Origin of the sequence: Deinococcus aquaticus, from assembly GCF_028622095.1 — a bacterium.
Lineage (GTDB): Bacteria > Deinococcota > Deinococci > Deinococcales > Deinococcaceae > Deinococcus > Deinococcus aquaticus.
Map to the genome: position 1 here is coordinate 141,049 of NZ_CP115167.1, position 14,266 is coordinate 155,314.

Here is a 14,266-nt window from a genome sequence, read left to right on the forward strand (position 1 = left end):
GGTCAGGTATCCGGAGCGATCACGAGCCGCTGCACGTCGTCACCGAGCCGCACGAAGTGCCTGGCGTTGAGAGTGACCAGCCCCGTCACGCCGGCCCGCACGGCCGCCTGCGCGATCAGGGTGTCGTATACCGCGCCGCCCTGCAGTCCCAGGTCCCGGCAGCGGGTCATGGCCTCCAGGTAGTCCGCTTCACCCAGCGGGAGCACGGTCCAGTGACCGGTCAGGTCGCTCAGTACTTCCACGACCCGCGCGGGTGGGTAGCGCAGCTTCGGGTGCGCGGTCATCACCGCGTAAGCTTCCGCCAGCGTGTGTGCGCACACGGCGACCGGCCCGCGTTCCTGCGCGGCCTGTACCTGCGCGTCTGCCCAGGTGAACTGCGGGTGGTTCGCGACCAGTGCGGCGACCAGGGCGCTGGTGTCGAACAGGGTCACCACGAACCGAGGACCTCGGTCAGCCGCTCGTCTCGCAGGTCCTGCACGGGATCGCCGGTGATGGCGCCCTCTGCGCTGAGGATCAGGCGGCCGTGATGACGGGTGACCTGTGCGTTCCGCGCGGCGGGGCGCAGATGGATGGTGCCCCCTTCGAGTTCGACTTCGAGTTGCGCGCCGGGCTGCAGGGCCAGCGCGTCACGCAGGGCCTTGGGAATGAGGATGCGGCCGAAGCGGTCGATCTCCAGGTGCGCCGTCATACTTGGCAGTTTAGGCATATTCTTGCCAATTCACTGCGGCGCCGGTCACGTGCTCCTGCCCTGGCTTCCCCTCTCACGCCACGTCTACCTGAAAGACTACGGGGTAACTTCCAGGGTCTCCGGGCAACCGTGATGCACGTAGCCTGATTCCTGAGGTTGGACAATACGAAGTAGAAACTCGGTTCAACTGGGTGAGCAGTTGTCCTTCAATCTGTCCAGCTTTCGGGTCAGGCCACGTTGAGGCGTCTCGGGTGGAGCGGTCAGTGATCGGTATGCCCGTCTTCGTGCCCGTTGTCAGGTGCAACCTCGACGGGTTGCTCGGGAGTAGCTACGGGCGTGACTGGTGACGGGGCATCAACGACGGGGGCTGGACTGGCCGTGACCGCCGGGGACCCGGTGGTCTGCTCCTGAGCGCCGTGGGCGTGGCCGGTGGGTGTGTCCAGCCGGGCGGAGAAGGCACTGAGACCGCCGAACAGCAGCGCCGCGACCCCGACGGTGCCAGCGGCGAGATGGAGGAACTTGTGGCCGAGTGTCAGTTGTTCACGGAGCGCGAACGCGGTCACGGCGAGGGCCAGTCCCACGGGAATCAGGACGGTGGAGTAGGGGGGGTTGTCCAGGTAGTGCTGGACGCCGCCCGTCATCATGCCGATGCCTATGGAGAGCACGAAGGACACCAGGAGGAACCGGGCGAGACCTGTCCCGCGCGCGTTGTTATGGATGACGTATTCCTGCAGGTAATTGCCGGCCGTGAAGCACACGACGCCCACGGCCGCGAGGGTCACGTAGAAGGTGGTGTTCTCTCCCAGGCCGAGGTGCACGATGCCGCCGGCGATGAAGCTGGTGGAAGCCAGCATGAGCGCGTAGGCCGCGAAGGGGAGCAGCATATGCTGGCGCACGGAATGCAGGGGGGCCGTGGAAGTGGCCGGTTGTACGGCAGGCGTGGGTGAAGTCACGTCACAGACCGTAAAGCGCCATTATTAAGCTTGTGTAAAGTTGGTGGAGTGTCCGGGCAGGGAATTGGCGCCGGTGAACAACCTGACGCCCGGCTCCTCCCACGAATCTCATCAATTCACCGGCCGAGACGGTCAATCTCATGGCCACCATGCGCCCAGGGAGATGTGCTGTTGCCGCTGTGGCGCACTCCCTTCAGGCCATTCGGTGTCCAGGCGTGGCCTGCTTCGCCGCGCCCCGGTTCAGGCTCAGGGCGTTGACGGTCACGATCAGGGTACTGGCGCTCATCAGGAGGGCCGCCCACTCCGGGCGCAGCAGGATCCCGTAGGCCGGGTACAGCACGCCCGCCGCGAGCGGAATGGCCAGCAGGTTGTAGATGGCCGCCCAGAACAGGTTCTGCCGGATCTTGGTCTGCACGCGCCGGGCCAGGGCGATACCGGCGGGCACACCCAGGGGATCGCTGCGCACCAGCACCACGTCCGCCGTCTCGACGGCCACGTCCGTGCCGGCGCCGATGGCGAAGCCGACCTCCGCCTGCGCGAGGGCGGGCGCGTCGTTCACGCCGTCGCCGACCATGGCGACCTGACGGCCCTGCTCCTGAAGCTCCCTCACCCTGTCGGCCTTCTGCTCAGGCAGCACGTCGGCGATCACGGTGTCGATGCCCAGCTGGCGGGCCACGGCGCCCGCCGTGCGGGCATTGTCGCCGGTCAGCATCACGGTCTGCACGCCCAGCCCGTGAAGCTGCTCCACTGCTCGCCGGGCGGACTCCCGGATGCGGTCGGCCACCGCCAGCACGCCCAGCAGGCGACCGTCAGCGGCCACGTACATCGCGGTCTTGCCGTCTGTCGCCAGCTGCTCGGCCTGAACCGTCAGAGTCCCCACGGCCACCCCCTCCCGTTCCATCAGGCGGCGGTTGCCGATCAGGACGCGCACGCCGTCCACCGTGGCCTGCACGCCAAGACCGGAAACAGAGTCGAAATCCTGCGGATCCGTGATCTCGACACCCCGTTCCTGTGCTCCCTTCACGATCGCCTCGGCCAGCGGGTGCTGGGAGGGCCGGTCGGCTGAGGCGGCCATGTGCAGCAGTTCAGTCTCACTGACGCCCGGAGCCGGGAGGACGTCGGTCAGGGTGGGCCGGCCCTCGGTGAGCGTGCCGGTCTTATCGAAGATCACGGTGTTCACGCGGGCGGTGGCTTCCAGGGCCGCGGCGTTCTTGAAGAGCACGCCGTCCCGCGCGCCGCGCCCGACTCCCACGGTGATGGCGGTCGGTGTGGCCAGCGCCAGCGCGTCCGGGCAGGCGATCACGATGGCCGACACGGCGGCCGTGAGGGCAAAGACCATGTCCTGACCCAGCAGCCGCCACACCAGGAAGGCCAGCAGACCGCTGCCCAGCGCGACGAACACCAGGTACTTCCCGGCCGTGTCGGCGAGGCGCTGCGCGGGTGCCTTGCTCGCCTGCGCGTTCTGCACCAGTTGCACGATGCGGGCCAGGGCCGTGTCGGCGCCGACCGCCGTGGCCCGGAACTGGAACGCGCCCGTCTGGTTGACGGTCCCGCCTGTGACCCTCGCGCCGGTGGTCTTCTGCACGGGCAACGGTTCACCGGAGATCATGCTCTCATCCACGTAGGACGAGCCGGAGACCACCTCGCCGTCCACCGGCAGCCGGTCGCCGGGGCGGATGGCGAGCACGTCCCCGGCCACCACCTGCTCCACGGGCACCTCACTCTCCTGCCCGTCCCTGACAAGCCTCGCCGTCGCCGGGGCTAGCCTGAGCAGCGCCTCCACCGCACGCCCGGTGGCAAAGCGTGAGCGCATCTCTAGCCAGTGTCCGAGCAGCGAGAAGCTGGTCAGCATGGCCGCCGCCTCGAAAAACACGTCCATGCTGCCCAGCGCCAGGGTCGCCCAGGCGGAATACCCGTACGACACCAGGATGCCCAGCGCGATCAGGGTCATCATGTTCGCGTCCCGCTGCCGCAGGGCCCGCCACGCCGCAGAGATGAACGGCCAGCCGCCCCACCACACCACGGGCGTGGCCAGGATCAGCCCGAACACGTTCATGCCCAGCCCGAAGGGAGGCGCGGCCCGGAAGCCGATGGCTTCACCGATCGGGGAGTACAGGACGATGGGAAGGGTCAACACGAGGCTGACCACGAAGCGCCGCAGCATGTCCCGCACCATGGCCTCACCGTGACCCGTGTGTTCAGTGTGCCCGGCGTGACCGTCATGGCCCCCGTGGGTCGCGGCGGCACCGTGATCAGGGGAGGCCGGGGCGCCGTCCCCGTGGTGTTCAGGATGCTCCCGGTGTTCAGGGCCCTCCCCGTGTGCATGACCGGCCTGCGGATGACCCGGCTGAGCGGCCGACGGCTGGCAGTCGCGGCACGTGCAGGCATACCCGGCCCGGGCGATCTGCTCCCGCAGAACACTGTCATCCGTGCGCTGGTGGTCGTAACTGACGTGCGCGACGCTGCGGGTGCGGTCGAGGTGCACGCCCGTCACGCCCGGCAGTCCCGTCAGGGCGCGCTCGGCCGTGTCCAGGTCACTGCCGTTCGGGCAGGTGGTCAACGTGACTTCCAGCACTGAGCTGGCCACGTGATGGTGCGGGTGGGTTCCGTGGTGAGTCATGCTCGCTCCTTCGTGAACGGAATTGAGGACGGACCTTCTGCATCGCCCGGAGAATGTGAAGCGGCTGGCGGCCTTTCTGGTCAGCGGCCTGAGTGCCCTTGGCTTCGCGGTGCTGGAGTGGCTGTGCTGCCCGGTCTCCTGGCCATCGGCACGCCCTATTTCCTGGATGTGATGGGCAGGGGGGTCATTGCTGACGTGACCCCCGGGACCGCGGCACCATCCTGCCCCTGAAGAGCAGGTGGCTCACGCTGCTCCTGTGCTCATGGCCTGAAGTCACGGCGGCCCCACGGGAAGGGTCAGGGTCACGGCAGTGCCCTGGCCCGGGACGGAGTGCACGCTGAGCGTGCCGCGCATCGCCTCCGCCAGGCCGCGCGCGATGGTCAGACCTACCCCGCTGCCCCCGTCAGTGCGGGAGCGGGCGGGATCGGCGCGGTAGAAGCGGTCGAAGATCCTCGGCAGGTGCTCCGGGGAAATGCCTGCGCCGGTGTCCGTGACGGTCAGAATCACGTGAGTTCCGTTGATCCCGGCAGTCACCTGCGCTCGCCCTCCGGCAGGGGTATGCCGCAAGGCGTTCCCGACCAGGTTGGTCAGGATCTGCACGGCACGTTCCTCGTCGGCCCACACGGTCAGGGGGGGATCGGCGGACAGGGAAAGGTGCACGCCCTTGTCCTCGAAGGCCAGCGCAAACCGGTCATGGATCGACTGCAGGAGCGCCGTGACCGGCACTGCGCGCAGCCGCAGGTCCAGCTGACCGGCCTCCACACGGGACACCAGGCTGAGGTCACGTACCAACCGTTCCATCGCGCCCACCTCGCGGCTGATGGCCTGTGAGGCGTGCGCCGACGTCATGATCCCGTCCGTCATGGCGTCCGCGTACCCGCGCAGCGCCGCCAGTGGCGCCCGCAGTTCGTGCGCGACATTCCCGATCAGCTCCACCCGGCCCTGCTCCACCCTTTCCAGGGCGCCGGCCAGGACGTTGAAGTTGTGTGCGAGGTCGGCGAGTTCATCCCGCCCCGTTTCTTCCAGGCGTTGATGGTACTCGCCGCTGGCGAGAGCCATGCTCTGCAACCGCAGCACCTGCACGCTGCGGATCACCCGCCGCGACGAGACGTACGCGGTCACCATCGCCACGAGTGCGGCCAGCGGTAGCGCGGCCCACAGCGCCCGCGTGAGGGTCAGGCGCATGCCCCGTTCCAGGTCACCTCGCAGGGTGGCGCCGGCCGGACCCATGGTCTGCACCATCTCCTCGACGTGCGCGCGGTAAAAGCGCGGGGCGACCAGTTCCGCCGAGATGAAGATCCCGGCGACCACCAGCACGATCACCAGGACGTGCGACAGCAGCAGACGGGGAAAGAGGCGCATGCCTCTAGTCTTCCCTGAACCGGTACCCGACGCCGCGGATCGTCTCGATGAACCGCGGCGCGTCCGAGGTGTCCCCCAGTTTGCGGCGCAGGGCAGTGATGTGCACGTCGACGACCCGCTCGGTGCCGGAACCATCTGACGCCCAGACACGTTCGAGGAGCCGTTCACGCGTCCACGCCAGGCCAGGATGATGGGCGAGCGCGGTGAGAAGATCGAATTCCAGGCGGGAGAGCTCCAGCGGCGCGCCGTCCAGGGTCACGGCGTGGGACCGCAGATCGATGCGCAGGCCCCCATGGTTCACCTGTGCCTGAACACCTGAGCGCCGGAGCAGGGCCCGCACGCGCGCCACCACCTCGCGTGGACTGAAGGGCTTGACGACATAGTCGTCCACGCCGGTGTCCAGCCCGCGTAACCTGTCCTCTTCCTCACCGCGAGCGGTGAGCATCAGAAGGGGCAGCGTCAGTCCCTCTGCACGGGCTTCAAGGGCCAGGTCAACACCGCAGACTCCTGGGAGCATCCAGTCCAGGACCGCGAGGTCAGCCCGGGGTAACAGCGCGCGGGCTGCGTGGCCATCCGCCGCCTCGAGGACCGTGTATCCCTCAGCCTGCAGGTAGGCCCGCAGGATCTCCAGGATGGCGGGGTCATCGTCGACGATCAGGATGGTAGGCACGCGCCGGAATCCGCTCTTACTTCCGCAGGTACTGCTGGAAGTCGACCATCTCCTGTGCCTGCGAGGTGACGATGCCCTGCGCGAGCTTCAGGATGGCCGGGTCCTGCGAGCGCATCAGGGCCATGTTGGCCATCATGACCGCGCTCCCGTGGTGCTGGAGCATCTCCTGCACGAACGCCTGATCCTTGTTCTGGGGGCGCGCGCCGCTGGTCATACCACCCATCATGCCTGTCATCTGCCGGGCCATCTGGGTGTTCGGGCCACCGTACGCCCGCAGCAGGGCCGTCATCCGGGTGATCTCCGGTGTCTGCGCGGCGATGATCGCGGTCGCCCAGGCCTTGATCTGCGGATCGGTCGTCGTCTTGAGGACGGCCTGACTCATCTGGACGGCCGCCTGATGGTGGGGGATCATCATGCTCAGGAATGCCCGGTCGAAGGAGCGTCCGGTCAGGCGGTCGATGCCGGTCAGGGAACGCATCATGCCGCCCATGCTGCCGGCCATGTTCTGGTTGCCGCCCGTCATGGCCATGCTGCCGGTCATGCCACCAGTCATGGTGGTGCCCGCGTGGTTCATCTGTGCGGCGGCGAGGGAGGTCAGGGTCAGGGCGGTCAGTACGGTCACGAGCGGTTTATTCATGGGAGCACCTCTGCAACTCATGGTGGTCGCCCCCTGTTAAGTTCGTGTAAAGCGCGGCCTGGACACAATTCAGCGCAGGTCGCTGAATTGATCCTGGTCAGTTCGGTTCGTCTGTACTGCCGGGCTGGCCAGAAGTTCGCTCAACGGGTCAGCCCATGCGGTCGAGGATGCGCTTGACCTGGGTGGGGGACCAGAGGGAGCCGTGGCGGGTGCGGAAGCCGGTGTGGTTGAGGCGAGTGGCGATCGCCTGCAGGGTGTCGCCGCGCTCGCGGAGGACGGCGGCGAAGGCGGCGGCCTGCTGGGTAGCGACACGGGCCGCTTCCCGTTGAACCTGGGGGCCGAGGGCGCGGGCTTCAGGCGTGAGGTTCTCGGGGCGTCCGAGGGTGAGCCCGCGGGCCTTACGGGCAGCGAGGGCGGCGCGGGTGCGTTCGCTGATCAGCTGGGCTTCCTGCTCGGCGAGGGCGGCCATGACGTGCAGGGTCATGCGGTTGGCGTCGGGGATGTCGGCGGCGATGAAGTCGACGCCCGCTTCCATGAGGGCGCTGGTGAAGGCGACATTGCGGGCTAAGCGGTCGAGCTTGGCGATCAGGAGGATGGCGTTGCTGCGGCGGGCGTGATCGAGGGCCGCTTCGAGCTGGGCGCGGTTCTTCTTGCGGCCGGATTCGATCTCGGTGAAGTGGGCGGTGATGGTGAGGTGCCGGGCGTGGGCGAGGGCGGTGATGATGGCGCGCTGGGATTCGAGGCCGAGGCCGGACTGACCTTGTTTGGCGGTGGAGACTCGGTAGTAGGCGATGGCGTCGGGCACAGGGGGTCATTTTACAACTTGTGGAGGGACCCTCCCAAGCTGTAAAAACTGTATTCCCCTGTAAATGACTGATGCGGGCACGCTCACATCTGCCCTTCCTACGAGCACGTGCGCTCTACCATCAGTCGCTGAGCAGGGAAGCAGTAGTAGCGAAGGTGGGTGAAAAGCAGTGGCGCATCCTGGGGCCACTGCCGGGAGGAGCCGAGTTGCCACAGCGTCCGGAACAGGACTGGCTGCTGGAGGGTCAGCAGGTCACGTTCAGTGACCTGGACTCCTCTGGGCTAACGGGCTCGTGACGTTCCGCTGGTCTCCCGTTCAGATCTCATCCAGGGTGCTGTGAGCGGCGGAGCTGTGCAGGCGGTCACGTCCGGCGGCCTTGGCGCCGTACAGGAAGCGGTCCGCCCGGTCGAGCAGTACGCTGGCTGATCCCGCCTGACTCAGGACTGATACGCCGGCGCTCAGGGTGATGGGCTGAACGTCAAGTAGCCGCAATTCCCGCACGCAGGCCAGCATGTCCAGAACGCGCACGCTGGCCTGCGTGAGCGTCTGGTCGGGGAGCAAGAGCAGGAACTCCTCACCGCCCCAGCGGATCACGGCCCCGCCGGGCGGCAGGCCCGAGTTCAGGGTGGTCGCCAGGGCGATCAGGACCCGGTCACCGGTCTGGTGGCCCAGCGTGTCGTTGACGCATTTGAAGTGGTCGATGTCCAGCAAAGCTACACACAGCAGGTGTGGGGTTCGGGCGTACCGGAATACGGCGGCGTCCAGTGCGGCCTGCCCGGCGCGGCGGTTCAGGATCCCGGTCAGCGTGTCCGTGTCGGCCAGGGTCTGCAGGGCCTCGCTGCGGATGCGTTCAAGGTTGACGGCCAGTCCGTGCTGCGTGAGGTACCAGATGACCGGCAGGGTCAGCCCGGTCATCAGGACGCCCGGCACGTCCGGCCGCTGGCTGAAAGCGGCGGCGACCAGGAGGAACGCGTACCCGGCGGAGACCATCAGGGTGGCGGAGCGCAGAGTCAACCACGTGAATGAGAACAGCGCGACCAGAATCAGGTGAATCAGCAGGTCCGACGCGATGGGCCGCTGCATGACGATCACGTTCTGCACGTTCGCTGCGAACCAGAGCAGCAGCACGCCAACACTGACGCGCTGCAACGTGTGCAGAGTCACGCGGGGCCAGAGGGTGAGCAGAAGCAGGCCTGCGGAAGTGAGCAGAGCAGGCGGGGCGCGCCCCGCCTGCTGGAGGGGGTCGCTCTGCGTGAACAGGTGCAGCAGGATCAGGGCGTTCACGGCGGTCGCCAGGGCCGCGAGGAATTGCAGCGACTGCCGCTGGCGGCGGTCGTCGAAACGGGGCGGCTGCGGCGCGGGAAGATCGGCCAGGTCGGATTGGGAAACGACGAATCACCTCCACTGTTTTTACTTGCGAAAGCACCCGCTGACCCGGGGGATTGATCCGGGGGCTACGACAGCCTCCAACCATGACCGCACCCTGGGTCTTCTCGCGCTGCGCAGGTGCCGCCGCGTCAGTCCTTCCCTTCCCTCAGGACCGCGAGACGGACTCCCTCAGCTCACCCACTGCCGCTGTGCTTCCGGCCTGGCCTGCCCTCAGGTGAGAAGTGGAGCATCGGCTCAGACGAGTGAGAAGCTATCCTTCCATCCGTCCAGTGCCGTTCATGTGACGGGCTGCTGAAGATACGTGCATGGAAGTTCCCGCACGGCCAGGTCGAACGCGGCGCTCAGGGTCCGCTGCTGCGGGACCGTGACCAGCACTTCACCCACCAGGTACCAGGCGAACCCCCGCGGCTCGACCGGGCGGCCCTCCAGACCGTTCTGCTGAATGACGCGCGTCAGGGCCAGCTGGCCCGGGCTGAGGCCATTGATCCACGCGGGAGCTGCGTTGGTCGTCACCGGGTCTGGATGAACTGGCGTGTTGCCGCCGGCAGAGGCGATGGCCGGTCCCGGCGGAGGGTCTGGCCTGCGCAGCGACGCGTACAGAACCGTGAAGGGGGGCACTGGACGCACACTCCGGCGCGCCGGGGAGGCCCGCCGGGGCGGGAACAGCGGCTGACACCACGCACGTTCGTCTGGGCCGTCACGGCCGCCCTCGTTCACCCAGCGGTCCAGAGCGCCGGCCCAGGGCAGCGTGACCACGGCAGACGGAACGACCGGCCGGGTCTGCCGGCTGAGCTCAGGACCCGCGGCGCTCACATGCCAACCGGACAGGCCCTGAGTTCCGCGCGCGGCAACCAACTGTCCCCTGCGGTGGTGGGTAGAGGCAGGTGCCGCCTGATGACACGGCCAGTCCAGCTTCCGATGTGATCCTGTGTGGTCATGAGGGTTCTCCTGTGTCAGGTGGTGCTGATCCGGGTGTCACGAGGCAGACGTGCAGGGCTCTCACCTGCAACCGGCGCATCTGCGCCTGTGACATCCACCTTCCGGCTCCCATGCGGGGATGGACGTCACAGGCGGCAGCCTGTCTCAGGAATGATGGTCAGCCACCCATCACGGGTCTAACCGCACCAGTCACATGTTCACGCTAGGTCCAGCAGGGGCCGGTAGGCTCATGCTGAATCCCGGGGTTGTCGTGCGGCGCACTTGACCTGGTCGTCCATGCAGCCCGCAGAGACTCCAGCCCCTGCGACTGGGACAGGCGGCAAGGCGGACCAGCCTGCCCAGACCCATCCGGCTCTCACGGCGACTTTCATGAAGAGAAGGCCGCGTAGCCAACGTCCCTGTTCGCGTGACCTGATCACGCGGTTGGCCTTCCAGATCATGGTCTCACCTGACCTTTCTGCTGCAAGAATTTCCGACTCCAGTCGAAGTAGTGTCCCACACGGGATCATGACCACATCAATAGGGAAAACTGTCGGTCAGGACGTCATTTTCCGTTATGCGTTCCGGAGGAGGTTTTCGACATGTTGGGCCTCTGATACGGACTCGGATGGAACGGTTTTTGCAAACCATTCCATCCGAGCGGATGCGAATGGGAGCAAAGCGGATTCCGGGCGTGGAGTTGGCAACCCGGCGCCCTCCCGGGTTGTTAACGAAACAGACGGAATCCGTATGACAGCGTGAACAGCCCAGATGTTGGGTGTCTGGGAGTGGGACGACGAAAAGGGGATCGTCGCTGAATGGCGTGCGGGGCGGTATGAATGGGACCAAGATGACATGGATGCCGTCCTGACCGAACAAAATCCAGGAAAGCATGTTCTCGACGGCATCCTGAAGGGGATCTTGCCCCACCTGGAAACTCTTGCGAGTGGCCCACGACAAGGGGCTGCGCTAGCAAAGGCTGGGGTCATGCGGCTATGGAGTAGCTGGAAGCGAATAGAATAGATGCGTGACCGTCCTGACCACTCCCGCCGTGCTCGATCAACTCAAGGCCCTGGCGCAGGACACCCGGTATGAGCTGATGCGTCATCTGGCCCTTGGGGAACGCTGCGTCTGCGACCTGGAAGCGCTGCTCACCCTGCCGCAGTCCAAGGTCTCCTACCACCTCGGCATCCTGCGGGACGCGGGTCTGGTCACGTCCGAGCAGCGTGGCAAGAATGTGTACTACAGCATCAACCGCCCCGCGCTCTACCGCCTCGGCGGAGAGATGCTCACCGACCTGATGCCAGATCAGGGGTCCCTGACACATCAAGACAGATCGGTGTGTTAGCGTCAGCGGTATGACCCGCGTTCTGATCCTCTGCACGCACAACTCCGCCCGTTCGCAGATGGCTGAAGCCCTGACCCGGGGCGCTGCCCGGCGCCTCGGCGTCGACCTGGAGGTCCACTCGGCCGGGACCGAGGCCACCCGCGTCAAGGACGACGCGAAGACCGTCATGGCCGAAGTGGGCCTCGACCTGAGCACCCACACCAGCAAGACTCTCTGGGACGTCCCGGACGCCCAGAACTTCGATTACGTGGTCACCGTGTGCGACAGCGCGGCCGAGGCCTGCCCCGTGTACCCCGGCCAGACCACCCGCCGCCACTACCCCTTCACGGATCCCTCGGGCGGCAGCCTCGACCGCTGGCGCGCCGTCCGCGACCAGCTGAGCACCCAGTTCGACGCGTTCGTGCAGGCCCTGAGAGACGGCCGTGACGTGCCACCCACCTACGAGGACAGCCCCGCCGTCACGGTGGCCTGACGTGAGCGTTCCCCTCTCCCGCGCCGTCACGGCGGAAGGACTGGGCACCTTCGCCCTGGTGTTCTTCGGGCCCGGCGCCGCCGTCGTGCAGGCTCAGACGGGCGCCCTGGGCCACCTCGGAGTCGCGGTCGTGTTCGGTCTGACCGTCACGGCCGTGATCGCGGCGCTGGCCCCGATCAGCGGCGCCCACATCAACCCGGCCGCCACCTTCGCCCTGACGCTTGCCCGTCAGTTCCCGAGAGAGCGGGTGCTGCCGTACGTCGCGGCGCAACTGCTCGGGGCGGCGCTGGCCGCCTACGTGCTGCTGGCCCTGTTCGGCCTGAAAGGCAACCTGGGCGTGACCTTGCCTGCCGGAAGCGTTCCCCAGGCGTTCATCCTCGAACTGATCCTGACCTTCTTCCTGCTCCTGGTCGCGCTGCGCTCCGGGCTGCCCTGGGTGGTGGGCGGCGTCGTGGCGCTGGAAGCCGCGATGGGCGGACCGATCACCGGGGCCAGCATGAACCCCGCCCGCTCCTTCGGTCCGGCGCTGGCCAGCGGCATCTGGACGGCGCACTGGCTGTACTGGGTCGCCCCGCTGCTCGGTGCGGCCCTCGCCGTCGCTGTGAACCACCTTCTCGCGCCCGCCACTCCAGTCGAACCTCAACCGCAGCAAGCCCAGGAATTTGTGCCTGAAGGAGATCCCGTATGACCGACGCGTCCCGCCCGCCCCGCGTGCTGTTCCTGTGCACCGGCAACACCGCCCGCTCCCAGATGGCCCAGGCCCTGCTCGAACACCATGGCGGCTCACGGTACCAGGTGACCTCCGCCGGTCTGGAGCCCGGCATGGTGAATCCCCTGACCGTGCAGGTCCTGCAGGAGTCCGGCCTGCCCACCGGGCACCTGCAGGCCAAGGGTGTCAGACCCCTGATCGCCGAGCACTTCACGTACGTCATCACCGTGTGTGACCGCGCGGAAGCGAACTGCCCGATCTTCCCCAACGCCACCTACCGACTCGCTTGGGCGTTCGAGGATCCGGCCGCCGCCACCGGCAGTGACGCTGAGCGCCTGGCCGTGTTCCGGCGCGTGCGTGATGAGATCGACGCGCGGATTCAGGCGTGGGTGGCGCAACGCGCATGAAGGTCGCAGTTTTCGGGGACGTGCACGGGAACCGGTGGGCACTCGACGCGGTGGCCAGGGACATCGAAACCCACCGGCCGGACGCCTGGGTCAACCTGGGCGATCAGGTGTTCGGCGGCGCGGACCCGGCCGGCGCGTGGCAACTTCAGCAGGAACTCAAGGCGCAGCGCGGCGTCCTGGAAGTGCGGGGCAACACGGATGAACGCCTCGGCCAGCCTCTGACCGAAACGACTGAGAAACGCGAGATGCTCGCGTGGCTGCACGCTCAGCTCCCTGAAGGGGCAGGCGCGTCCGTCGCGGCCCTGCCGACCAGTGTCACTCTGGCGGGCGGGGAGGTGCTGGCAGCGCACGGCACGCCAGACTCCGCGTGGATGTACCTCCTGCGTGACGGGAAGGCCTGGGCCAGTGACGACCTCGTGCAGGAACGCCTGGGCGACACTGGGAACGCCCGCGTGGTGATCGTGGGCCATTCTCACCTGGAGCACGTGCGCCAGATCGGTTCCCTGACGGTCGTCAACGCCGGCGCGGTGTCACGGCAGAAAGACGGCTCCCCGCTGGCGCGCTGGGTGCTGCTCGAGGGCGGGGACGGGATCTGGACGGTGACGTTCCGGCGGGTGCCGTACGACATCGAGGCGGCCGCCCAGTGGGCGGAGGCGCACGCGTATCAGGGTGCGAAGGAAGCGGCGCACCTGCGCGCCGGTAAGGGTTCGAAGGAGGCAGTCGGTCGAGCGCGACACCCTGAGCCGGGCGCGCCCCTTGACCTGATCGTGAATGACGGCGTGACGCCGAGAAAGTCCGCTGTGCGCTCCTGACGAAGTCCGTCCATCGACGCCCGGCACCTCCACTGTTCATCGTTCGGCTGCCGGCCTGCGGCACCACCTGTCTCGTTTCCTGATTTCTGCACCCTGACCCACCCAAGATCAATAAGGAGCCCTGCCATGACCCAGACCCTGCCCCCCACCATTCCCGGCCTCAGCGAGCACACCGCCACCGACGCCCTGATCACGGCCCTGCGCACCCTGCCCCAGCGGCCCCTTCAGTTCCACCTGCACGGCGAGGTGCTCGTCCCGGCGGGCTATCACGTCACCGAGGTCAAGGCCGTCACCATCGAAGCGATGGACTGCGGCGGCCAGGCGAACACCTGGCGCGAAACGGTCATTCAACTGATGGATGGCAGCGCCGAGGACGCGCAGGCTGGGTTCATGACCAACCGGAAGTTCCTCGCCATCTATGACCGCGTCGTGGGGTCTGACTAGCGAAGGAACAGAAATCCGCCCTTGGGTTCCAG

16 protein-coding genes are annotated in these 14,266 nt (G+C 67.3%); 6 read left to right on the forward strand and 10 right to left on the reverse strand.

What is annotated here, in order from left to right; genetic code table 11:
• Positions 1–2 precede the first annotated feature (2 nt).
• From M8445_RS17640 to M8445_RS17685, 10 genes are all read right to left on the reverse strand, one after another.
• Positions 3–431 (reverse strand): type II toxin-antitoxin system VapC family toxin, encoded by a 429-nt coding sequence (locus tag M8445_RS17640; protein ID WP_273991326.1) that lies wholly within the window; start codon positions 429–431, stop codon positions 3–5.
• Entirely contained in the window at positions 428–688 is a 261-nt protein-coding gene (locus M8445_RS17645) for an AbrB/MazE/SpoVT family DNA-binding domain-containing protein (protein WP_273991327.1), read from the reverse strand. The genes M8445_RS17640 and M8445_RS17645 overlap by 4 nt, the downstream gene beginning before the upstream one ends.
• A 260-nt stretch (positions 689–948) precedes the next feature.
• Positions 949–1,542 (reverse strand): hypothetical protein, encoded by a 594-nt coding sequence (locus M8445_RS17650; protein WP_273991328.1) that lies wholly within the window; start codon positions 1,540–1,542, stop codon positions 949–951.
• Positions 1,543–1,834: 292 nt separating this feature from the next.
• The gene (locus tag M8445_RS17655; protein WP_273991329.1) at positions 1,835–4,261 is read right to left on the reverse strand and encodes a heavy metal translocating P-type ATPase; all 2,427 of its coding nucleotides are present in this window, start codon (positions 4,259–4,261) and stop codon (positions 1,835–1,837) included.
• Between the two features lie 273 nt (positions 4,262–4,534).
• On the reverse strand, positions 4,535–5,623 hold the full coding sequence (locus M8445_RS17660; RefSeq protein WP_273991330.1) for a sensor histidine kinase: 1,089 nt from the start codon (positions 5,621–5,623) through the stop codon (positions 4,535–4,537).
• Positions 5,624–5,627: 4 nt separating this feature from the next.
• Positions 5,628–6,293, reverse strand: coding sequence for a winged helix-turn-helix domain-containing protein (locus tag M8445_RS17665; RefSeq protein WP_273991331.1), 666 nt, complete (start codon positions 6,291–6,293; stop codon positions 5,628–5,630).
• A 16-nt stretch (positions 6,294–6,309) separates the two neighbouring features.
• Positions 6,310–6,930 carry a DUF305 domain-containing protein gene (locus M8445_RS17670; RefSeq protein WP_273991332.1) on the reverse strand — a complete coding sequence of 207 codons (621 nt, stop codon included), beginning with the start codon at positions 6,928–6,930 and terminating at the stop codon, positions 6,310–6,312.
• A 148-nt stretch (positions 6,931–7,078) separates the two neighbouring features.
• Positions 7,079–7,735, reverse strand: a complete 657-nt coding sequence (locus M8445_RS17675; RefSeq protein WP_099749999.1) for a recombinase family protein — start codon at positions 7,733–7,735, stop codon at positions 7,079–7,081.
• A gap of 315 nt (positions 7,736–8,050) precedes the next feature.
• Complete coding sequence (locus M8445_RS17680; RefSeq protein ID WP_273991333.1) at positions 8,051–9,019, reverse strand: GGDEF domain-containing protein; 969 nt, start codon at positions 9,017–9,019, stop codon at positions 8,051–8,053.
• A 381-nt stretch (positions 9,020–9,400) separates the two neighbouring features.
• Positions 9,401–9,637, reverse strand: coding sequence for a hypothetical protein (locus tag M8445_RS17685; protein ID WP_273991334.1), 237 nt, complete (start codon positions 9,635–9,637; stop codon positions 9,401–9,403).
• 1,432 nt (positions 9,638–11,069) lie between these two features.
• Between M8445_RS17685 and M8445_RS17690 the strand changes: the two genes are divergently transcribed.
• From M8445_RS17690 to M8445_RS17715, 6 genes are all read left to right on the forward strand, one after another.
• Positions 11,070–11,390: an ArsR/SmtB family transcription factor gene (locus M8445_RS17690; protein ID WP_273991335.1), complete on the forward strand. Its 321-nt coding sequence runs from the start codon at positions 11,070–11,072 to the stop codon at positions 11,388–11,390.
• 10 nt (positions 11,391–11,400) lie between these two features.
• Positions 11,401–11,862 (forward strand): arsenate reductase ArsC, encoded by a 462-nt coding sequence (locus M8445_RS17695; RefSeq protein WP_273991336.1) that lies wholly within the window; start codon positions 11,401–11,403, stop codon positions 11,860–11,862.
• A 1-nt stretch (position 11,863) separates the two neighbouring features.
• Complete coding sequence (locus tag M8445_RS17700; RefSeq protein ID WP_273991337.1) at positions 11,864–12,550, forward strand: MIP/aquaporin family protein; 687 nt, start codon at positions 11,864–11,866, stop codon at positions 12,548–12,550.
• Complete coding sequence (locus M8445_RS17705) at positions 12,547–12,978, forward strand: arsenate reductase ArsC (protein WP_273991338.1); 432 nt, start codon at positions 12,547–12,549, stop codon at positions 12,976–12,978. Before M8445_RS17700 ends, M8445_RS17705 begins: the two co-directional genes overlap by 4 nt.
• Positions 12,975–13,790 (forward strand): metallophosphoesterase family protein, encoded by an 816-nt coding sequence (locus tag M8445_RS17710; protein WP_273991339.1) that lies wholly within the window; start codon positions 12,975–12,977, stop codon positions 13,788–13,790. The genes M8445_RS17705 and M8445_RS17710 overlap by 4 nt, the downstream gene beginning before the upstream one ends.
• A gap of 126 nt (positions 13,791–13,916) precedes the next feature.
• Entirely contained in the window at positions 13,917–14,234 is a 318-nt protein-coding gene (locus M8445_RS17715; protein WP_273991340.1) for a DUF6428 family protein, read from the forward strand.
• Positions 14,235–14,266: the final 32 nt, after the last annotated feature.